The sequence below is a fragment of the Streptomyces sp. NPDC101227 genome (assembly GCF_044767545.1).
GTDB lineage: Bacteria > Actinomycetota > Actinomycetes > Streptomycetales > Streptomycetaceae > Streptomyces.
Map to the genome: position 1 here is coordinate 62395 of NZ_JBIWOD010000004.1, position 19675 is coordinate 82069.

The window sequence follows — 19675 nt, forward strand, 5'->3', positions numbered from 1 at the left end:
CCACCCGCTCTCCAGACCTCCCGGCCCGTCGGGCCTCGTCTCCAGGACTGACCCACTCATGTTCCGTACCGCCTTGCGCAATGTGCTTGCGCACAAGGCCCGGCTGCTGATGACCGTCCTCGCCGTGATGCTCGGCGTGGCCTTTGTCTCCGGCACCCTGGTCTTCACCTCGACCATCTCCGATGCCTTCCAGAACAGCTCCCAGAAGGGCTACGCCAACGTCGACGTCGCGATCGCGCCGACGCGGGGCGAGCACCCCACCGGCAAGCCCGGCGCCGTCCCCAGGCTCGATCAGAAGCTGCTCGACACGGCCGGCCGGGTGCCCGGCGCCGCCTCCGCCACCGGCACGGTCTCCGGCTTCACCGCCATCGCCGACAAGAAGGGCGAGTTGATCGGCAACGGGTTCTCCACCCTCGGCGGCAACTACTTCCCCGGCAAGGACGGCAAGGACGCCCGCTACCCGCTGCGCGACGGCGCCGCCCCCAAGGGCCCGCGCGAGTTCGCGCTGGATGCGGGCACCGCGGACAAGGCCGGTTACAAGGTCGGCGACACCGTCCGGATCTCCGTCGACGGGCCGGTCCGCAAGCAGCAGCTGACCGGCATCTACACCACCGACGACGGCACCGTCGCGGCCGGCGGCAGCCTCGCGCTGTTCGACACCGCGACCGCACAGAAGCTGTTCGCCACCCCCGGCGCCTTCAGCGAGATCGACGTCAAGGCCGCGCCCGGCACATCCCAGGCCGCGCTGAAGGCCGCGATCGACAAGGTGCTGCCCAAGGACGGCGCCGAGGCCACCACCGGCAAGAAGCTCGCCGATGACCAGGCCAAATCGATCGCCCAGAGCATGGACGGCATGAAGACCGGCCTGCTGGCCTTCGCCGGGATCGCGCTCTTCGTCGGCATCTTCATCATCGCCAACACCTTCACCATGCTCGTCGCCCAGCGCACCAAGGAGCTGGCGCTGCTGCGCGCGGTCGGCGCCAGCCGCCGTCAGGTGACCCGCTCGGTGCTGATCGAGGCCTTCCTGGTGGGCGCGGTCGCCGCAGTCGCGGGCCTGGCGGCCGGTATCGGCATCGGCGCCGGACTGCGCGCGCTGATGAGCACCATGGGCGCCACGGTCCCCGACGGCCCGCTGATGATCTCCCTGTCCACGGTCCTGACCTCCCTCGTTGTCGGCACCGTCGTGACCGTGCTGGCCGCCTGGCTGCCGGGCCGCCGCGCCGCGAAGATCCCCCCGGTCGCCGCGATGAACAGCGTGCACGCCGCCGCCACCACCAAGTCGCTGGTGGTCCGCAACACCATCGGCGCACTCATCGCGGGCGCCGGTGCGGCCGCCGTCCTGGTGGCCACCGGCATGGACGACGGCAAGGCCATGATGGGCGGCGGGGCGGTCCTGCTGCTGATCGGCGTGTTCATCCTGACGCCGCTGCTGTCCCGCCCGCTGATCGCGCTGGCCGCGCCCGTACTGCGCGCGTTCGGCATCTCCGGCAAGCTCGCCCGGCAGAACGCCCTGCGCAACCCCCGCCGTACGGCCGCCACCGCCTCCGCCCTGATGGTCGGGCTCACCCTCATCACCGGCATGACGGTGATCGCGGGCAGCGTGCAAAAGGGCATCGACAAGATGGCCACCGACGCGCTCAAGGCCGACTACGTCGTCTCCATGGCCACCCGGACGCCCCTCTCCCCCGATGTGGCGAAGAAGCTGGACGGCCTGGCCGAGGTCACCGCCATCAGCCCGCTGCGCAACGCCCCGTCCCGGATCGGCACCGGCTCCGGCGCCACCACCGAGTACCTGACCGGCGTCAACGGCAGGGACTTCGGCAAGCTCACCCGGCTCGACTTCACCCAGGGCTCGCTCGGCGATCTGCGCGGCGGTGCGGCGCTGGTGGACGAGGCCACCGCCAAGGAGAAGGGCTGGCGGGTCGGCTCGCGCCTCCCGGTGACGTACGAGGACGGCAAGAAGGGCGCGCTGCGCGTGTCCGGCGTCTACCAGGGCAACGAGATGATCAGGGGCATCCTCCTGGACAACGCCACCCTCGCCCCGCACCAGCGGCACGCCACCGATATGCAGGTGATGGTCAAGACGACGGACGGCGCCACCGACGCGGCCAAGGACTCCCTGGTCAAGGCGCTCGGCAAGAACCCGGCGATCTCGGTCTCGGACAAGAAGGACGTCTCCGACGGCATCGCCCAGATGTTCAGCCTGATGCTGAACATGCTCTACGGCCTGCTGGCCATGGCGGTGATCGTCGCCGTGCTCGGCGTGATCAACACCCTGGCGATGTCGGTGTTCGAACGCCAGCAGGAGATCGGCATGCTGCGCGCCATCGGCCTGGACCGCCGCGGCATCAAGCGCATGGTGCGCCTGGAGTCGCTGGTGATCTCCCTGTTCGGCGGGGTGCTCGGCGTCGGCCTGGGGGTGTTCTTCGGCTGGGCGGCCGGTGAGCTGATCGCGGGCTCGCTGGCGACCTACGAGCTGGTGCTGCCGTGGGACCGGATGGCCCTCTTCCTCGGTCTGGCCGCGGTGGTCGGCATCCTGGCCGCGCTGTGGCCGGCGCGGCGGGCGGCGAAGCTGAACATGCTGGCCGCGATCAAGGCGGAGTAGCCGGCGGTACGGCCGAGGGCCCGGGGACCGTTCACGGTCCCCGGGCCCTCATGTCCCCGGCGGCGCCTCAGCCCTGCCAGGCGCGCGCCCGCAGCGGCATCCCGGACGCCCCGGAATCCGGCGTCCGCACGGCCAGCACCTGGTTGACCCCTATGCGGTTGCGCTCGAACGACACCGCGGACGCGGCCATGTACAGCCGCCACACCCGGGCCCGCCCCGGCGAGGTGAGCCGCGCCGCCCGGTCCCAGTGCTTCTCCAGATTGGCGACCCAGCCGCGCAGCGTCAGCGCGTAGTGCTCCCGGATGGCCTCGACGTCCCGCACCTCGAAGCCCGCGTCCTCCAGGGCGCCGACGGTCCGGCCCACGGGGGCCAGCTCGCCGTCCGGGAACACATACCGATCGATGAACTCATCGACGCGGTACGCCTCCTCGTCGGCCAGCGGACGCCGCGCGATCTGGTGGTTGAGCAGCCGCCCGCCGGGCCGCAGCAGGGCGTGGAGGGTCCTCGCGTACTGGGCGTAGCGGGTCCGGCCGACATGCTCGGCCATCCCGATCGAGGAGATCGCGTCGAACGGCTCGTCGTGGACCTCCCGGTAGTCCTGCACCCGGATCTCGATCCGGTCGGCGAGCCCGGCGTCGGCGACCCGCTTACGGGCGTACGCCGCCTGCTCCTCGGAGAGCGTGATGCCGACCGCCCGTACGCCGTACTCGCGGGCGGCGTGCAGCACCATCGAGCCCCAGCCGCAGCCCACGTCCAGCAGCCGCTGCCCCTCCTTCAGGCCGAGTTTGCGGCAGATCAGGTCGAGCTTGTCGCGCTGCGCGTCCTCCAGGGTGCCGACGGAGTCCTCGGCGGTCCCCCAGTAGGCGCAGGAGTAGACCATCGAGGGGCCCAGCACCAGCTCGTAGAAGTCGTTGCCGACGTCGTAGTGGTGGCTGATGGCCGCCCGGTCGCTGAGCAGCGTGTGCAGCCGGCCGCGGCGGCGTCTGGCCTCCTCGGCGGGCGGCGCCGGGGGCAGGGGGGCGCCGGCCAGGGACAACAGCTCCTTGGCGGCGGCGCGGACCTCCGGGCGGGCCAGGGCGCGCAGCGCGGCGGCCCGCTGTGGCTTGTCGGCGGGAGCGGGCCGCTCCCAGATCATCCCGGCGAGCAGATCCAGCGCCTGGTAGAGATCGCCCTCGACGTCGATGTCGCCCGCCACCCAGGCGCGGGCCAGGCCCAGCTCGCCCGGCTTGAACAGCAGGCGGCGCAGTGCCCGACGGTTGCGGATGACGAGCGTGGGAGCCCCCGGCGGGCCGGACTCGCTACGGTCCCAGGCGCGGATGCGGACCGGGAGCGGGGCCCCCAGCACCTCCTTGGCGAGCTGGGTGAGCCGTCCAGCGGCGTCGGCCATGTCGCACACCTCCGTGTTGACGAGTCGGGCAAAGAAGATTCACCCACCACGTAAACGCCAAGTGGGCGCCCAGTTAGTCCCGTTCACACGTAAGAGAACCGCAAACCGCCCGCTTTCCGCCAGCGTGGACACGCCCCCGGACATGCCGAAGGGCGCCCGCCCCACGGATGGCGGACGCCCTTCGGGCTGGTCGGAGTACCGACCGGGGTGTCAGGAGGCCTTGGCCTTCGGCTTGTCGCCGGAGTCGGCGGCCGCCGGGGCGGGGGCCGGCTTGGCAGCCTCGTAGAACTCCTCGCGGGGGTTCTCCATGGCGCCGAGCGAGACGACCTCGCGCTTGAGGAACATGGCCAGCGTCCAGTCGGCGAAGACCCGGATCTTGCGGTTGAACGTCGGCATCGCCATGCCGTGGTACGCGCGGTGCATGTACCAGGCGAGACGGCCCTTGAGCTTGATCTTCACCTTGCCCATGACGATCATCGCGACGCCCTTGTGCAGGCCCAGACCGGCGACCGCACCCTTGTTGGCGTGGCTGTACTCCTTCTGCGGGAAGCCCCGCATACCGGAGATCACGTTGTCGCCGAGGACCTTGGACTGCCGCAGCGCGTGCTGCGCGTTCGGCGGGCACCAGGCGTTCTCGTTGCCGGCCTTGCGGCCGACCATATCCGGAACCTGGGCGTTGTCGCCCGCGGCCCAGATGTAGTCGGTGCCCTGCACCTGGAGGGTCGCCTGGGTGTCGACGTGGCCGCGCGGGCCCAGCGGCAGGCCGAAGCGGGCCAGCGCCGGGTTCGGCTTGACGCCCGCGGTCCACACGATGGTGTTGGAGTCGACCTCGAGCCCGTTGTTCAGCACCACATGGCCGTCGACGCAGGAGTCCATGCCGGTCTTGAGGTAGACCTCGACGCCGCGGCCCTCGAGGTGCTCCTTGCCGTAGGCGCCGAGCTTGGGGCCCACCTCGGGGAGGATCTTGTCGGCGACGTCGACCAGCAGGAAGCGCATGTCTTCGCGCTTGACGTTCTTGTAGTACTTCGCGGCATCGCGGGCCATGTCCTCGACCTCGCCGATGGACTCCGCACCCGCGAAGCCACCGCCGACGAAGACGAAGGTCAGCGCCTTGCGGCGGACGTCCTCGTCGGTCGTGGAGTCGGCCTTGTCCAGCTGCTCCAGAACGTGGTTGCGCAGGCCGATGGCCTCTTCCACGCCCTTCATGCCGATGCCGTTCTCGGCCAGGCCGGGGATCGGGAAGGTACGGGAGACCGCACCCATCGCGATGACCAGGTAGTCGAAGGGCAGCTCGTACGCCTCGCCGACCAGCGGGGCGATCGTGGCGACCTTGCGGTCCTGATCGATGGTGGTGACCCGGCCGGTGAGGACCTCCGCCTTGGGCAGCACGCGTCGCAGCGGGACGACGACATGCCGAGGGGAGATGCTGCCGGCGGCGGCTTCGGGGAGGAAGGGCTGATAGGTCATGTACGACCGCGGGTCGACGACCGTGACGGTCGCCTCGCCGTAGCGCATCTTCTTGAGGATGCGCCGAGCTGCGTACAGGCCTACGTACCCACCGCCTACTACGAGGATCCTGGGACGCTCCGTGGTGCTCATGCAATCGAGTATCCACCCCCACATGGGGGGTCGCTCGTGAGCCCCTTCACAAGCACCCCTGGGGCATCTGCTACACTCCGCCGGCTTCGTGACCGACGCCATAGCGGGAATCGGGAACCACGGTGTACGGCGAGGCGTTGAGAGCCCCGCTGATCAGGGATTGTGGGCCTCACGCCGGGCGAGAGGCACCCCGTCGAAGCGCCGTCGTAACGCTCCTGCGGCCGCGCATCCTCCGGGTCGAGAGGTCCTAGGACCTTCGAATGAGGGCCCCACGGCCAAAATCTTCAGCCAACGGGCGGTTTTTTCATGTGAAGAGTTTCACGAACTTTTTTCGCGGACCCTCGCGACACCCCCTCCCAAAGGCCGCGAAGGGCGCTCAGACGCCCTCCAGCCCGCTCAAAAGCCGCGACGCCAGAGGGCGTTGCCAGCGTCTTCTGCACGACCGACGAGGGCGGGCACGGACGAGGGGGCGGGCATGGCGGAGACCACCGCAGAGACGGCCGATGATCCGGCGGAGCTGGAGGAGGTCATCGACCGGGCCGTCGCCGAGGGCGCGGGCGACAGCTACGAGCTCGACAGCCTGGCGGAGGACGAGCAGAGGCCCCTCCCCTATCTCCCCCGGCTGCTCGCCACGGACGGTGGTGTATCCGGCCAAGCTCTACCGCCTCGCCGGCAGCGAGATACAGCGCGGCCTGGCGGCGGAGGCCGACGAGGGCGGCGGCAACCTCAACCACCTGCCGCTCGCCCTGGCCCAGACCCGGGGGCCGGTCGCCGAGGCCGCCTTCCGCCGCTGGCGCGACCAGCCGCCGCCCGGCGCGGACGAGCTGCCGGCACAGCGGCAGCCTCGCGCCATCGACCGGCCTGCCGCCATGCGCATCCTGGCCGCGCTGACCGCGCTCGGCGACGATCCGTACCGCGAGGACGCCGACGTCGAGAAACTCAGCGGCCCGTCGGGCCTCTATCGGCTCCGGGTCGGCAACTACCGGGTCGCCTATCAGGTGGCGGACGGCGAGCTCATCATCCTCGTCGTCAAGATCGGTGACCGCCGCGACGTCTACCGCACCATCTGAAAGAAGCAGCCCGGAGCACAAAGGCTCCGGGCTGCCTCCACAGAGGAGAAGGTCACTCGCCGTCGAGTGCGGCCCCCCAGGCGATGCCGTCGAGGATGTCGTGCTCGCTGACGACGACCTCCTTGGCGCCGACCCGTTCCATGATCGAGAGCAGGACGAGCGCGCCCGCGGCGATCACATCGACCCGGCCCGGGTGTATGACGGGGTTCGCCGCGCGCTCGGCGTGGGTGGAGGCGAGGAGATCGCCGGTGATGTCGCGGACCTTGGCGAGGGGGATCCGGGAGTGGTGGATGGCCTCGGAGTCGTAGTGATCGAGGCCCAGCGCGATGGCGGCGACGGTGGTGACGGAGCCGGCCAGGCCGACGAGGGTGGCGGCCTGGGTGACGGGGACCGCTTCCTCGGCGTGGTCCAGGGCCGCGGCGATATCGGCCTTCATCGCGGCGATCTGGCCGGGAGTCGGCGGGTCGCTGATCTTGCCCTCGTGGACGAGGTGGCGTTCCGTCATGCGGACGCAGCCGACGTCGACGGAGCGGGCGGCCCGGACCGAGCCATCGCCCAGGACGAATTCGGTGGAGCCGCCGCCGATGTCCACGACGAGGTAGGGCGGCGGCACGTCGTCGCGGCCGGCCAGTTCCTTCGTCGCGCCGTTGTAGGAGAAAGCGGCCTCCTGGTCGCCGGTGATCACCTCGGGCTCGACGCCCAGGATGTCGACCACGCCGCGGACGAAGTCCTCGCGGTTCTCGGCGTCGCGGGAGGCGGAGGTGGCCACGAAGCGGAGGTGTTCGGCGCCCAGTTCCTGGATCACCGCGGCGTACTCGCGGCAGGCGGCGAAGGTGCGCTCCAGCGCCTCGGGGGCCAGCCGGCCGGTCCGGTCGACGCCCTGGCCCAGCCGGACGATCTGCATCCGGCGGTCCAGGTCCGTCAGCTCGCCGGTCGCGGGGTCCAGGTCCGCGACCAGCAGCCGGATGGAGTTCGTACCGCAGTCGATGGCGGCGACCCGCTTCACTTGGCGTCTCCTTCGGGGGCGTCCGGGGCTTCGGGGGTGGTGCCCTTGGCTTCTGGGGCGTCCGGGCACGGGCTGACGCACGGGCCCTTCATCCACCATTCCGGGAGCATGGCGATGGCCTCGTCGCCCAGCGGGTTGACCCCGGGCCCCGCCGCGAGCGAGTGACCGACGAGGACGTGCAGGCACTTGACCCGGTCGGGCATGCCGCCCGCGCTCGGGAACCCCTGCAGCACCTCGATGGCGTCCCGGCGCCGGATGTAGTCCTCATGGGCCGCGCGGTAGGCGGCGGCCAGCTCCGGGTCGGTCTTCAGCCGCTCGCTCATCTCCTTCATCACGCCGTTGGCCTCCAGCGTGCCGATCGCGGAGGCCGCGCGCGGGCAGGTGAGGTAGTAGAGCGTGGGGAAGGGCGTGCCGTCCTCCAGGCGGGGCGCCGTCTCGACGACGTCCGGCTGCCCGCAGGGACAGCGGTGCGCGATGGTGCGCAGGCCGCGCGGCGGGCGGCCCAGCTGCTCCTTGAAGGCGGCGATGTCCGCGGCGGTGGGCTCGGTGGGCTCGGTCTGGGGCGGGGCGGTGTCCATGTGCGCTTTCGGTGGGGAGGGGTGAGGTGGAGGTGGGCGGCGAGGGGTGTCGGCTCCCCTCTTATGACAGTACGGGCTGCCGCCGCCCGGCCGTGTGGGCCAGGGCTCCGTGACCGTACCGGCTATGGCTTGTCCGCGGCATCGACGCCCGCCCAAAGGGTCTCGTACCAGGGGCGCTGGGCCGCCCGGGGCGCCTTCTTGGCCGGGCCGGTGCCGGAGCTGTCCTGGACGATGTAGCCGGTTTCGCCCGGCATGACGAAGTGCAGATGGCGGCGGGCCTGCTGTTCGACGTAGGCCGGGTCCTGCCAGCGGGCCTTCTGGTCGCGGAGGCCGTCCAGCGTCCTGGCCGCGTTGTCGGCCTTACGGCGCTGGTCGGCGATGTCCGAGCGCTGGGAGACGTACTGCCGTATCGGGTAGGCGAGCGCGACGACCAGCGAGCACATCACCAGGGCCAGCAGCGCGGCGCGGCCGGTGAGGCGGTTGCGGCGCGGCGGGCGGGCGCGGTAGACGCGGGCGGCCGCCCCGGACTCGACAAGCGCAGTGCCGAGCGCCTTGAGCCGGGTCGCGGTCGAGAACCGGTCCGCGGGCACGTCGCCTCCCCTTCCGTCGTCCGGACGCCTTAACCACGTACGTCCCCGGCAACGGTACGGGACCGTTGCCGGGGACGCAGGAAGGCGGCTGCATTACCGCATCAGAGCCTGACCGTGCCGTCGGCCCTCGCTGTGCTCAGCGGTTCGGGGAACTACTTACCGAAGCGCGGGAAGGCCGAACGGCCCGCGTACACCGCCGCATCGTCGAGGATCTCCTCGATGCGCAGCAGCTGGTTGTACTTGGCGACGCGCTCGGAACGGGCCGGGGCGCCGGTCTTGATCTGGCCGCAGTTGGTGGCGACGGCGAGGTCGGCGATGGTGACGTCCTCGGTCTCACCGGAGCGGTGCGACATCATGCACTTGAAGCCGTTGCGCTGGGCCAGCTCGACGGCGTCCAGGGTCTCGGTCAGCGAGCCGATCTGGTTGACCTTGACCAGGAGGGCGTTGGCGGAGTTCTCCTCGATGCCGCGGGCGAGGCGCTCGGGGTTGGTGACGAAGAGGTCGTCGCCGACGAGCTGGACCTTGGCGCCCAGCTTCTCGGTGATGACGTTCCAGCCGGCCCAGTCGTCCTCGAACAGCGGGTCCTCGATGGAGACCAGCGGGTAGGCCGCCACCAGCTCCTCGTAGTACTCGGTCATCTCGGCGGCCGAGCGGTCCTTGCCCTCGAACTGGTACTTGCCGTCCTTGTAGAACTCGGAGGCGGCGACGTCCAGCGCCAGCGCGATGTCCTGGCCGGGGGCGTAACCGGCTTCCTTGATGGCCTCGAGGATGAGGTCGAGGGCCTCGCGGTTGGAGCCCAGGTTCGGGGCGAAGCCGCCCTCGTCGCCGAGGCCGGTGGCCAGGCCCTTGGCCTTCAGGACCTTCTTGAGGGTGTGGTAGACCTCGGTGCCCCAGCGCAGCGCCTCGGAGAAGGACTCCGCGCCGATCGGGGCGATCATGAACTCCTGGATGTCCACGTTGGAGTCGGCGTGCGACCCACCGTTGAGGATGTTCATCATCGGGACGGGCAGGACGTGCGCGTTCGGGCCGCCGAGGTAGCGGAACAGCGGCAGGTCGCTGGCCTCGGAGGCGGCGTGCGCGACGGCGAGGGAGACGCCGAGGATGGCGTTGGCGCCGAGCGAGCCCTTGTTGTCGGTGGCGTCCAGGTCGAACATCGCCTGGTCGATCAGCCGCTGCTCGGTCGCGTCGTAGCCGACGAGCTCCGGGCCGATCTGCTCGATGACGGCCAGGACGGCCTTCTCCACGCCCTTGCCCAGGTAACGGTTCGGGTCGCCGTCGCGGAGCTCGATGGCCTCGAAGGCGCCGGTCGAGGCACCGGACGGCACGGCGGCACGGCCGGTGCTGCCGTCGTCGAGGCCGACCTCGACCTCGACCGTGGGATTACCTCGCGAGTCGAGAATTTCGCGGGCTACGACGACGTCGATGGACGGCACGTTGTCTCCTTCGTGGGTGTCTGGAGTTCTGCAGCACGAGCCTAACGGGCCCGGGGAGGTCCGCTCGCCGTTGGCCCGCTCCGTGGGACGAAAAGAGGCCCAGATGCCCATTTCCCGGGGCGTTTAGGAGCATTGTTCGCTGCACAGGAAAAAGCGCGGGAAGCCGCTGGTGACGGGTTCCGGTGGCCCGGAGCGCGGCGCGGCGCGCGGTGTGGCGTACGCGGTGGCCTACGGAGTCGCGTATGCGGTCGCCGTAGGCAGTCGCGTATGGAGAAGCCCCGCCGCGGCGCGCGGGGGGAAGCGCGCCGGGCGGGGCCGGCTCGGGGAGGCAGCGGGCCGCTCGCTCGGGCCCGCGGGAGTCCCGGTGGGGGCGGCTCAGATGCTGAGCTGCTGGCCCGGGAAGATCAGGTTCGGGTTGCCGCCGATGACGGACTTGTTGTGGGCGTAGACCGTCTTCCAGGTGGTGCCGTGCGCCTTGGCGATCTTGGCGAGGGTGTCACCGGCCTTGACGGTGTAGTTGCCGTGGCCGTGCGCCTTCTTCGGAGCCGGCTGGACCTTCTCCTGCTTCGGCGCGGCGGGCTGGGTGTGCTTCGGCGCGGGCTGGGCCTTCTTGACCTCGGCCTTGGTGGAGGTGTTGAGGTCGGGGGACGGGCCACCGGCGGTCAGGTTGCCGGCGCCGGCGCAGGACCAGGCGCCCGGGCCCTGGATGGCGAGGAGCTTCTCGGCGGCGGCGATCTGCTGGGCCTTGGTGGCCAGGTCGGCGCGGGCCGCGTACTGGGTGCCACCGGCGGCGGCCCAGCTGGAGTTCGAGAACTGGAGGCCGCCGTAGTAGCCGTTGCCGGTGTTGATCGACCAGTTGCCGCCGGACTCGCACTGGGCGACCTTGTCCCAGGTGGCGACGGAGGCGGCCGAGGCGGAGGTGGCGCCCATCATCGGGACGGCGACGGCGGCACCGGCGACACCGGCGAGGGTGGCGATGCGGACGGCCTTGGACGGACGACGGTGCTTGCCCTTGTTCAGCATGGTTCGTTCGTTTCCTCACCGATGCCTACGAGGTGAGCTGTCGGGTTCGGGTCGTGTGAGTACCCGGCCGCGTGTGCAGCACACGCGGCTTCACCCCAAGCCGGTTGACCCGCTTTCACGGGTGGGGCCGGCACTTACCTTGGGTCCCCCGCTCCTGCCTTCGGCGCTTGCGCGTCGAGTGCCTGCGATCACCGGCAGGATTCGGCGTGTGATCGAAGGGCCCGCTTTGGCGAGCGGTCCCGACCGTAATCAGTAATCCGCTTGGTGTTCAAACCCCACTATCTGAACCAAGTTGACCGTTTTTGATCATCGGAGGCTCATATTTCCGCAGGTGGGCCGGGGTGCGGATTCCGGCCGACGAGCCGGACACCGCACCCCGGAACGAGACGCTTGTCTCACTTTCGCCAAAAGGGACGAACTGGCGGTAACTACCCTGCCGCGTGCCCGAGATCGAGCAGCTGACCTGGGTGGATCAGGTCCGCGTCGGCCCCGACGACCTTCTCGTTGCGGTCATAGAGCGCGGGCCAGCCGCCCGGCAGATCGTGGGTCTCGGCGATGCCTGACAGGGTGTCACCGGGGCGGACGGTGTAGTCGGCGGCGGGGGCGGACGGGTCCGCACCGGGGCGCGTGCCGGGGTCCGTACGGCGCTCCTCGCCGCCGCGGGAGGCGTGGCGGCCGGCGGGCCGGCCGTCGTCGCCCGCGCCCTTGCCGTCGCCGCCGTGGCTCTTGCCGTCCTTGCCGTGCTCGGCGTCCGGGCCCTCGTCGGTGCCGCCGCGGTGCTTGCCCTTGGCGGGAGCCTCCGGACCGGCGGGGCCGTCCTGGTCGTCCGTGTCGCTGTCGTCGTCGCCCGCGTGGGAGGGGGCGGACGGGTCCGCGGGGTCCGAGGCGTCGGGGGTCGACGGGGACGGCGTGGGCGACGCGTCGTCGGAGGGATCGCCGGAGGGATCGCCGGAGTGGTCGCCATAGGGGCCATCGGAGGAATCGTCCGACGGGCCGGAGCGGCCGGTGTCCGACGGGCCGGGCCGCGGGATGCTCGTACTGCCCGGGTCGACCTCCGGCGCCCGGCCGTCCTTGGTCAGTCCGGCGTTCACCGCGCAGCTCGGCCAGGCGTCCGGGCCGCGGTCGTCGAGGATGGACTCGGCGACGGCTATCTGCTCGGAGCGGCTGGCGAGGTCCGGGCGCGAGGCGTACGAGGTGCCGCCGTACTGCTCCCACATCTCCTGGGTCAGCTGGAGGCCGCCGTAGAAGCCGTTGCCGGAGGCCGCGCTCCACATTCCGCCGCTCTCGCACTGCGCGACCTTGTCCCAGGTCGCGGTGTCGGCGGCGTGTGCACCGCTCGCGGCGAACAGCGGCAGTGCGAGGCCGGCGCCGGTCACTCCCGCCGTGACAAAGATGGCCGGTGCCTGACGGGGGCGACGGTGTCGGCCGTTCCCGGAGCGCATGCGGTTGCCTTTCGAGCGGCGGAAGACGTGCTGGAGTTGTCTGCCGAACCGGCACGGTGAGGCGAACGGACGCGACGAACCATGCGACCCGTCGAACCCGTGCGGCCTGTCGAACCCGTGGCCGATTCGGTGGGTCGAAAGGTAGCCGGGGTCACGGGTAGTCACAAGTCGGTGTAGCCGAGATCACGCAGAGGTCACGCGGCTGACGTTCCGTCACTTCGCGGTCATAGCTGGTCAGAGCCGCCGATTCGGTACCTCCGGCCCTGACCGTCGACAGGCCGTCGGTCAGGGCCACCGGTCACGGCCGCTCGGCGGAAACCTCCGGCGTGAACTCCACCGGCAGCGACCGCAGTCCGCGCATGATGAGCCCGCCGCGCCAGCGCAAATCGTCAGGTTCCGCGGCAAGCCGGATGTCCGGGAGGCGGGTCAGCAGCGTGGCGAGGGCGGCCTGCCCCTCCAGCCGGGCGAGCGGCGCGCCCAGGCAGTAGTGGATGCCGTGCCCGTAGCCGAGGTGCTGGTTGTCCCGCCGGGTGAGGTCGAGGACGTCCGGGTCGGCGAAGCGTGCGGGATCGCGGTCGGCGGCGGCGAGCACCACCAGGACGGGGTCCCCCTCGGCGATCCGCTGCCCGCCCAGCGTCAGCTCCTCGGTGGCGAACCGCCAGGTCGCCAGCTCCACGGGGCCGTCGTACCGCAGCAGTTCCTCGATGCCGGTGGCGAGCAGATCGGTGTCGCCGGCCGCGATCGACTTCTGCAGCAGCTCGCGCTGGGCGGGGTGGCGCAGCAGCTGGTAGGTGCCGTTGCCGATGAGGTTCACGGTCGTCTCGAAGCCGGCGAAGAGCAGGATGAACGCCATCGCGGCGACCTCGTTCTCGGTGAGGTGCTCGCCATGGTCGGAGGCCCGGATCAGCGCGGAGATCAGGTCCTCGTCCGGGTCCGGCCGCTCCCCGAGGACCTCGCGCTTGCGATGGATCAGCTCGGCGAGATAGCCACGCATCTTCTTCACGGAACGAGCGACTCCGCCCCGCGGGCCCCCGCCGTGCCGGATCATCATCCCCGCCCAGTCGCGGAAGTCGTCCTGGTCCTCGCGCGGTACGCCCAGCAGGTCGCAGATCGCGTAGATGGGGAGCGGGAAGGCGAATTCATGGATCAGATCCGCCTCCCCGCGTTCCGCGAACCCGTCGATGAGGCGGTCGGTCAGCTCCTGTACGCGGGGGGCGAAGGCCGCGACCCGGCGCGGGGTGAACGCCTTGGAGACGAGACGGCGCAGCCGGGTGTGATCCGGGGGGTCGATGTTGAGCAGATGCGTCATGAGGTTGGCGCTGCGCTCGCCGGGGATGCCGACCTTGCCCTTGCCGTGTGCCGACTCGCTGTGGTGGACCGGGTTCTTGGAGAGCCGGGCGTCGGCCAGCGCCTGGCGCGCGTCGCCGTAACGGGTCACCAGCCAGGCCTCGACGCCACTGGGGAGCGCGGTCCGGTGCACCGGCGCATGCTCGCGCAGCCAGGCGTACGCGGGGTACGGGTCGGCGGCGAACTCCCAGGTGAACAGCTCGGGCCGGCCGACGGGGCAGCCGGTGGCGGGGGTGACGGGCGCGGGGGCGTCTGGCGTGTCGTGCACATCCCGACCGTAACCCGTGCCCCATACGGCGCATGCCGTCCCGTAGACCCCCGGTTCACCCCGGCGTCACGCCCAGCCCCTCCAGGAACGCCGCGGCCGCCGGCGACGGCCCCAGTCCGCTCCACACCACCCGCTCGGTACGCTCCGGCGCCGGCCGTACGCGCACCACGGCCAGCCCCGGCAGCCCGGAGGCGATGGCCTCGGGAACCATGCCGACGCCCAGCCCCGCCCGCACCAGCTTGGCCTGGAATTCGACGGTGGTCACCTCGAACGCCACCTCCGACGTCAGCCCCGCCGCCCGGAACGCGTCCTCGCGCTGGCGGCGGGCCTGTGACCCCGCCGCGTAGTCGACGAACGACTCCCGCGCCAGCCGCGACAAGGTGGTCCACTCCTGCTCGGCCAGCGGATGCCCCGGCGGCACCACCGCGACCAGTTCGCCGCGGGCCAGCTCCTTCTCCCGTACGCCCGCGATACGGGTGCCGGGCACCAGCCCGACGAAGGCGACGTCCAGCGACCCCTCCCGCACCTTCTCGATGAGCCGGTCGCTGATCTCCATCTGGAGGCTGATCCGCACCTGGGGGTAACGGGCCCGGAAGGCGCCCAGCTCCTGCGCGAGGTCGACGGCCGCGACGGTCGAGATCGCGCCCACCGCCAGCCGCCCGCGCACCTCCCCGGTCGCCGCCTCCACCTCCGCGCGGGCCCGCTCGGCCGCCTGGAGCGCCTGCCGGGCGACGGGCACGAACGCCTCGCCCGCGGCGGTCAGCCGGACGCTGCGGCTGGTCCGGTCGAAGAGCCGCGCGCCCAGCTCCTTCTCCAGCCGGGCGACCTGATGGCTGAGCGCGGACTGGACGACGTGGCAGCGCTCGGCGGCCCGGGTGAAGCCGCCCGTCTCGGCGACGGCGACGACATAGCGCATCTGCTGGAGCTCCATGCCACTCGATAGTAGGCGCCATCCATCGCATTCCGCGATGGATGGAATGAAAACTATGTGTTGGACTCATCGATACCTGAGGGCGGAGGGTAGGTCCTGCCCGCCGCTCCCGTGGCCGCGGGCGGTTTCCGGTACGTCAGGGGGAGGACCCGTCATGAAGCCAGGACCCGCAAGAAATCCGGCATATATAAGGAAGCCGGAGCCCGAGCCGCGCGCGGGGCTGGGGCGCGGCACGCTGCTGCTGATGTCTGTCGCCGCCGGTCTGTCCGTCGCCGGAAACTACTTCGCCCAGCCGCTGCTGGACCTCATCGGCCGCAATCTTCAGCTGTCGTCGTCCACCGCCGCCCTGGTGGTGACCGTCGCCCAGGTCGGCTACGGGCTCGGCCTGCTGCTCCTCGTCCCCCTGGGTGACCTGCTGGAACGGCGCCGGCTCGCGGTCACCCTGTACGCGCTCACCGCCGTCTTCCTCACCGTGACGGCGAGCGCCCCCAACGCCGCCGTCCTGCTGGCGGGCACCGCACTGACCGGCCTTACCTCCGCCGCCGCGCAGGTGATCACCCCGTTCGCCGCAACCCTGGCCGCCCCCGCCGAACGCGGCCGCACCGTCGGCACCGTGATGACCGGCATCCTCCTGGGCATCCTCCTCGCCCGTACTGCCGCCGGACTGCTGGCCGAACTCGGCGGCTGGCGCACCGTCTACTGGGTCAACGCCGCCCTGATGCTCTTGATGGCCGTACTGCTGCGGTTCCGGCTGCCCACCCTGCGCACGCCGTCCGGACTCCGCTATCCCGCCCTGCTCGGCTCGACCCTGGGGCTCTTCGCCCGCGAGCCGGTCCTGCGGTGGCGGGCCGCGCTGGGGGCGCTGGCCTTCGCGGGCTTCTCCGCCCTCTGGACCGCCATGGCCTTCCTGATGTCCGGCCCGGCCTATGGCTGGCAGGAGTCGGCCATCGGACTGCTGGGGCTGGTCGGGGCGGCCGGTTCGCTGTCGGCGTCGATGGCGGGGCGGCTGGCGGACCGCGGGCTGGTGCACCGGGTCACGGGCGCGATGGCCGTTCTGCTCCTGGGATCGTGGGGGCTGCTGGCGGCCGGCGGCGCGGGCGGAGCGTGGTCGCTGGCAGCACTGCTGGCCGGGGTCGTCGTCCTGGACCTGGCCGCGCAGGGACTCCACGTCGCCAACCAGAACGTGGTGTACGGGGTGCGGCCGGAGGCCCGTAACCGCCTCAACTCGGCCTATATGACCAGCTACTTCGCGGGTGGCGCGGTGGGCTCGGCCCTGACGTCGGTGGTCTGGAGCGCCGGCGGCTGGGACGCGGTGTGCGTCCTGGGGGCGGCGCTGGCCGGGGCGCTGGTGATCGTATGGCTGGGCGAACGGATGTGGCGACGCGGGCTGCGCCGGGCGGCCGACGGGGCCGGGGAGACGGCGGCGGGTGAGGCGGTGGCGGGTGGCCGGTGGGGCTCTGTCCGGCGGAGCGTGGCGTCATAGGCTCCGGGTCATGCACAGCACCCTGACGGAGCACGCCCGATGTCTCTACGGAGACGAGTACCGGCCCACGCCGGAGTGCGGGCTCGAACACAGAGAGCACTACTTCGTCGAGGAACTGACGTTCGCCGACGCGGATTCGATCCTTGCCATGCTGCATGAACTCTGCCCGCACTCGGTCGACGGCTTACTGCCGGTCTGGATCCGGAATCTGGCCTATCGGCTGGTGCTCTTGCAGCGGCCGGACGAGCCGGTGCTGGTGCGTGAGGCTGCCGAGAGTCTGTGGATGCACGGCCCGGACTGGGACGACATCGCAGAGGACCTCAGGAAGCGGGCCGACGCGCTGGAAGCCGGCTGATCAAGGCCTGAGCCAAAGGCGTATCGACGCGCCGGTGGCGGCGTGAACCTAGCGGCGGGTGAGCCGATGGCAGCGCCGTGAACCTAGCGGCGGCGGGTGGGCCAGTGGCCGGTGAGCCGGTGGTGGGGGCGCCCTCCGTCACTCCGTCGGCCGGCCCGTGACCGAGGCGGCCCGATCGCCCCGCTGCGCCCCGGATCCGGAGCGCGTCGAGGGCACCCGCCCCGGGGCCTCCACGGCGACCTCCGCCCAGACGGTGTGCCCCTTCCCCGCCCGCAGCCACCCCCAACGCTTCGCCAGCGCGTCAACGATCACCAGCCCGCGCCCGCCCTCGTCGCCATCCGGCTCGCCCTCCCGCACGCCGCCGCCGTCGCCCGGCCCTTCATCCGTCACTCTGACCCCGGCCGCCCGCCCGTCGCCGGATCGCGTCAGCTCCACCCCAACGAACCGGCTGCCGGTGTGCTCCAGCGCATTGGCCACCAACTCCCCCTACAACTGCCTCCAGTTCTTCCATCGCGTCGGACGGCAACCCCCACACCCCCGCCACCTCCCGCACGAACCGGCGGGCTACGGCCCCGGAAGCGAGATCGTCGCCGGGGACGGACAGCACACAGGGCGCATCCGCACCACCGCCCTCGCCCCTCCCTCCTTCGTCCTCCTCGGGCGCGAGGCGAACCCACCGACTCTCCGCGATCAGCAACGCATCATCCAGCGCATTCGCCAGCTGAGCCGCCAGCAGCCCGAGCCCCGACCGCACCCCCGACCCGGCCTCCGCCAGGACGCCCCGGGCATGCCCCAACAGCCGCCCCGCGAGTCCGAGTTGCGTGGCCTCGATCCGATCGGCCATCCGCGACACCGGTCCGGTCCCATCCGTCGAGACGTACGAGGGCCGACCGTCCCCATGGATCCTCGGCAACAGCCGCATCCCCGGCTCATCCCTGTTCACCGCGCCACCTCCAGCCCCCGCAGACACCGCGCCCGCCGCCACTCCTCACGGGTGAGGAGATAGGGACGGACCAAGGGGGTCGCTTGGCCATTGAGGGGGACGTCGTGGGCGTACGGGCCGGGGCGGCGACCGGGCGGTTTGATCCTGGCGCGCGACGAGAGTGCCCCGTGGGCCACGCGCGTCGAACGGGGCGGATGCGCCGAGGGTTTGGCGCGGTGCCGACCAGGGGGCGCGACGAAGACACGGAGGCGGGCGAGGGTACGGCTGAAGAGGCTGGTCATGCTCTCAACTCCCTTTTTCACATAGGGATTCACTGAATGCGCACGGTGCGTGTGCGCCGGTGGCCTGCCTCCCTGGGCGCGGACACACCCACCCCAGGGCGGGCGGGCATGCTCGCGCGGTGCGCTTCCGGCGGTTGCGGTGTGTTGCTTGCGCGTCACTCGAAGCTAACGACCAAGCAGGCAAAGCGCCACTATTTTGGTGACACTTGCCACCATCGGGTTGGACTGGCGACGAGCAGCCACGGCACACTGACCCCGTTCCGACCCAGGGAGGACGGCATGGCGACGCGAAGCACCCCCACCGAGCGCCAGAAACGCTTGGGATCCGAGCTGCGCAAGCTCAGGACGGCGGCAGACGTCAGCACTGAGTACGCAGCGAGCCTGCTAGGCCTGGACCGGACGAAGATCTCCAACATGGAGTCCGGGATCCGTGTCATCACTCCCGAACGGGTACGAACCTTGGCCTGCAACTACAAATGCGCGGACGAAACTTACGTTGATGCCCTGGCCGCGATGGCGGCCAAGCAGGAACGCGGCTGGTGGGAGCAGTACCGGGGAACTCTCCCGCCGGGAATGCTCGACATCGCCGAACTGGAGTGGCATGCCGCGCGGCTGCTGACCATTCAGACCGTTCACCTGCCGGGCTTGCTCCAGACCGAGAACTACGCGCGAGCAGTGTTCAGCACCGGACTTCCCCCGATGTCCCGACTGGAGGTCGAACTACGCGTGAACCACCGCCTGGAGCGACAGCAGGTGATCGGTGAGGAGATCAGCCACTCCTACGTGAGTTATGTGCACGAGGCTGCCCTGCGCATGCAGTTCGGCGGCCGCAAGGTCACCAAGGCCCAGCTTGATCACCTCTGCGCTCAATCGGAACGCGAGCACATCACAGTGCGCATCATCCCCGTCGACTGCGGAGCGTTTCCTGGTGCGGGTCACGCTCTCCTCTACGCAGAAGGTGTCGTTCCTCAACTCGATACCGTGCAACTGGACTCTGCCCATGGTCCGGAGTTCAGCCACGCAGAGGCTCAACTCACCAAATATCGAGCACACCTTGACTGGATGGAGGGTGCCACCCTGTCCCCTGAGGCATCCCGGGACCTCATCCACGCCATCGCTCATCAGCTCTAGGAGACCGAATGCCCGACATCACCTGGGAAGCCCCCTTCTGCGCAGAGGGCAACAACTGCTTCCGCATCGGCACCGACATCGAAGGCAACGCCTACATAGCCCTCAACGGCCAAGAGGACCAGCCCCTCACCGACTCCGTCGAAGCCCTCCGCAGCCTCATCCGGGACATAAAAGCCGGCAAGGCAGACCACCTGCTCTAACCC

18 protein-coding genes and 1 riboswitch are annotated in these 19675 nt (G+C 70.8%); of the genes, 6 read left to right on the forward strand and 12 right to left on the reverse strand.

All coding sequences use genetic code 11. The annotated features are described in order from the left end of the window. The first annotated feature begins 58 nt into the window (after positions 1–58). A complete protein-coding gene (locus tag ACIRPT_RS09870; protein WP_403824800.1) occupies positions 59–2605 on the forward strand; it encodes an ABC transporter permease in 2547 nt (848 codons plus the stop codon). Positions 2606–2672: 67 nt separating this feature from the next. Here the strand turns inward: ACIRPT_RS09870 and ACIRPT_RS09875 are convergent, their stop codons facing one another. Then, positions 2673–3992, reverse strand: coding sequence for a class I SAM-dependent methyltransferase (locus tag ACIRPT_RS09875; RefSeq protein WP_403824803.1), 1320 nt, complete (start codon positions 3990–3992; stop codon positions 2673–2675). A gap of 210 nt (positions 3993–4202) precedes the next feature. Further along, complete coding sequence (locus ACIRPT_RS09880) at positions 4203–5591, reverse strand: NAD(P)/FAD-dependent oxidoreductase (protein ID WP_403824806.1); 1389 nt, start codon at positions 5589–5591, stop codon at positions 4203–4205. 824 nt (positions 5592–6415) lie between these two features. On the opposite strand from ACIRPT_RS09880, the gene ACIRPT_RS09885 reads away from it, so the two are divergent. Beyond that, positions 6416–6661: a type II toxin-antitoxin system RelE/ParE family toxin gene (locus ACIRPT_RS09885; protein ID WP_403825848.1), complete on the forward strand. Its 246-nt coding sequence runs from the start codon at positions 6416–6418 to the stop codon at positions 6659–6661. 52 nt (positions 6662–6713) lie between these two features. Here the strand turns inward: ACIRPT_RS09885 and ACIRPT_RS09890 are convergent, their stop codons facing one another. The 8 genes from ACIRPT_RS09890 to ACIRPT_RS09925 all read right to left on the reverse strand — a co-directional run bounded on the left by ACIRPT_RS09890 (position 6714) and on the right by ACIRPT_RS09925 (position 15279). Further along, positions 6714–7667 (reverse strand): exopolyphosphatase, encoded by a 954-nt coding sequence (locus ACIRPT_RS09890; RefSeq protein WP_403824809.1) that lies wholly within the window; start codon positions 7665–7667, stop codon positions 6714–6716. Then, entirely contained in the window at positions 7664–8245 is a 582-nt protein-coding gene (locus tag ACIRPT_RS09895; RefSeq protein ID WP_403824812.1) for a DUF501 domain-containing protein, read from the reverse strand. Before ACIRPT_RS09895 ends, ACIRPT_RS09890 begins: the two co-directional genes overlap by 4 nt. 122 nt (positions 8246–8367) lie before the next feature. Then, the gene (locus tag ACIRPT_RS09900; protein ID WP_403824815.1) at positions 8368–8835 is read right to left on the reverse strand and encodes a septum formation initiator family protein; all 468 of its coding nucleotides are present in this window, start codon (positions 8833–8835) and stop codon (positions 8368–8370) included. Positions 8836–8987: 152 nt separating this feature from the next. After that, positions 8988–10268: a phosphopyruvate hydratase gene (gene eno, locus ACIRPT_RS09905; RefSeq protein WP_403510157.1), complete on the reverse strand. Its 1281-nt coding sequence runs from the start codon at positions 10266–10268 to the stop codon at positions 8988–8990. Positions 10269–10643: 375 nt separating this feature from the next. Next, complete coding sequence (locus tag ACIRPT_RS09910; RefSeq protein WP_403824818.1) at positions 10644–11291, reverse strand: transglycosylase family protein; 648 nt, start codon at positions 11289–11291, stop codon at positions 10644–10646. A gap of 7 nt (positions 11292–11298) precedes the next feature. Further along, a riboswitch (cyclic di-AMP (ydaO/yuaA leader) is annotated at positions 11299–11508 on the reverse strand. A 211-nt stretch (positions 11509–11719) separates the two neighbouring features. Further along, positions 11720–12667: a transglycosylase family protein gene (locus ACIRPT_RS09915; RefSeq protein ID WP_403824821.1), complete on the reverse strand. Its 948-nt coding sequence runs from the start codon at positions 12665–12667 to the stop codon at positions 11720–11722. A gap of 364 nt (positions 12668–13031) precedes the next feature. Then, entirely contained in the window at positions 13032–14348 is a 1317-nt protein-coding gene (locus ACIRPT_RS09920; RefSeq protein ID WP_403824824.1) for a cytochrome P450, read from the reverse strand. 55 nt (positions 14349–14403) lie between these two features. Next, a complete protein-coding gene (locus ACIRPT_RS09925; protein WP_403824826.1) occupies positions 14404–15279 on the reverse strand; it encodes a LysR family transcriptional regulator in 876 nt (291 codons plus the stop codon). 154 nt (positions 15280–15433) lie between these two features. Here ACIRPT_RS09925 and ACIRPT_RS09930 point away from each other — a divergent pair, with 154 nt between their 5' ends. Continuing rightward, entirely contained in the window at positions 15434–16762 is a 1329-nt protein-coding gene (locus ACIRPT_RS09930) for an MFS transporter (protein ID WP_403824829.1), read from the forward strand. A 10-nt stretch (positions 16763–16772) separates the two neighbouring features. Further along, a complete protein-coding gene (locus ACIRPT_RS09935) occupies positions 16773–17117 on the forward strand; it encodes a hypothetical protein (protein ID WP_403824831.1) in 345 nt (114 codons plus the stop codon). A gap of 138 nt (positions 17118–17255) precedes the next feature. On the opposite strand, the gene ACIRPT_RS09940 is transcribed toward ACIRPT_RS09935, so the two are convergent. Next, positions 17256–17594, reverse strand: coding sequence for an ATP-binding protein (locus ACIRPT_RS09940; RefSeq protein ID WP_403824834.1), 339 nt, complete (start codon positions 17592–17594; stop codon positions 17256–17258). A 462-nt stretch (positions 17595–18056) separates the two neighbouring features. After that, the gene (locus ACIRPT_RS09945) at positions 18057–18341 is read right to left on the reverse strand and encodes a hypothetical protein (protein ID WP_403824837.1); all 285 of its coding nucleotides are present in this window, start codon (positions 18339–18341) and stop codon (positions 18057–18059) included. A gap of 279 nt (positions 18342–18620) precedes the next feature. On the opposite strand from ACIRPT_RS09945, the gene ACIRPT_RS09950 reads away from it, so the two are divergent. Together ACIRPT_RS09950 and ACIRPT_RS09955 are read left to right on the forward strand one after the other, a co-directional pair. After that, positions 18621–19472, forward strand: coding sequence for a helix-turn-helix domain-containing protein (locus ACIRPT_RS09950; RefSeq protein WP_403824840.1), 852 nt, complete (start codon positions 18621–18623; stop codon positions 19470–19472). Between the two features lie 8 nt (positions 19473–19480). Continuing rightward, positions 19481–19672 (forward strand): hypothetical protein, encoded by a 192-nt coding sequence (locus tag ACIRPT_RS09955; protein ID WP_403824842.1) that lies wholly within the window; start codon positions 19481–19483, stop codon positions 19670–19672. Positions 19673–19675 lie beyond the last annotated feature (3 nt).

What these genes read in the sequence shown, in the direction of transcription:
- ACIRPT_RS09935 (WP_403824831.1), top strand. Translation starts at nt 16,773, where the DNA reads ATGCACAGCACCCTGACGGAGCACGCCCGATGTCTCTACGGAGACGAG.
- ACIRPT_RS09945 (WP_403824837.1), bottom strand. Translation starts at nt 18,341, where the DNA reads ATGACCAGCCTCTTCAGCCGTACCCTCGCCCGCCTCCGTGTCTTCGTC.
- ACIRPT_RS09895 (WP_403824812.1), bottom strand. Translation starts at nt 8,245, where the DNA reads ATGGACACCGCCCCGCCCCAGACCGAGCCCACCGAGCCCACCGCCGCG.
- ACIRPT_RS09910 (WP_403824818.1), bottom strand. Translation starts at nt 11,291, where the DNA reads ATGCTGAACAAGGGCAAGCACCGTCGTCCGTCCAAGGCCGTCCGCATC.
- ACIRPT_RS09875 (WP_403824803.1), bottom strand. Translation starts at nt 3,992, where the DNA reads ATGGCCGACGCCGCTGGACGGCTCACCCAGCTCGCCAAGGAGGTGCTG.
- ACIRPT_RS09950 (WP_403824840.1), top strand. Translation starts at nt 18,621, where the DNA reads ATGGCGACGCGAAGCACCCCCACCGAGCGCCAGAAACGCTTGGGATCC.
- ACIRPT_RS09880 (WP_403824806.1), bottom strand. Translation starts at nt 5,591, where the DNA reads ATGAGCACCACGGAGCGTCCCAGGATCCTCGTAGTAGGCGGTGGGTAC.
- ACIRPT_RS09930 (WP_403824829.1), top strand. Translation starts at nt 15,434, where the DNA reads ATGAAGCCAGGACCCGCAAGAAATCCGGCATATATAAGGAAGCCGGAG.
- ACIRPT_RS09955 (WP_403824842.1), top strand. Translation starts at nt 19,481, where the DNA reads ATGCCCGACATCACCTGGGAAGCCCCCTTCTGCGCAGAGGGCAACAAC.
- ACIRPT_RS09870 (WP_403824800.1), top strand. Translation starts at nt 59, where the DNA reads ATGTTCCGTACCGCCTTGCGCAATGTGCTTGCGCACAAGGCCCGGCTG.
- ACIRPT_RS09925 (WP_403824826.1), bottom strand. Translation starts at nt 15,279, where the DNA reads ATGGAGCTCCAGCAGATGCGCTATGTCGTCGCCGTCGCCGAGACGGGC.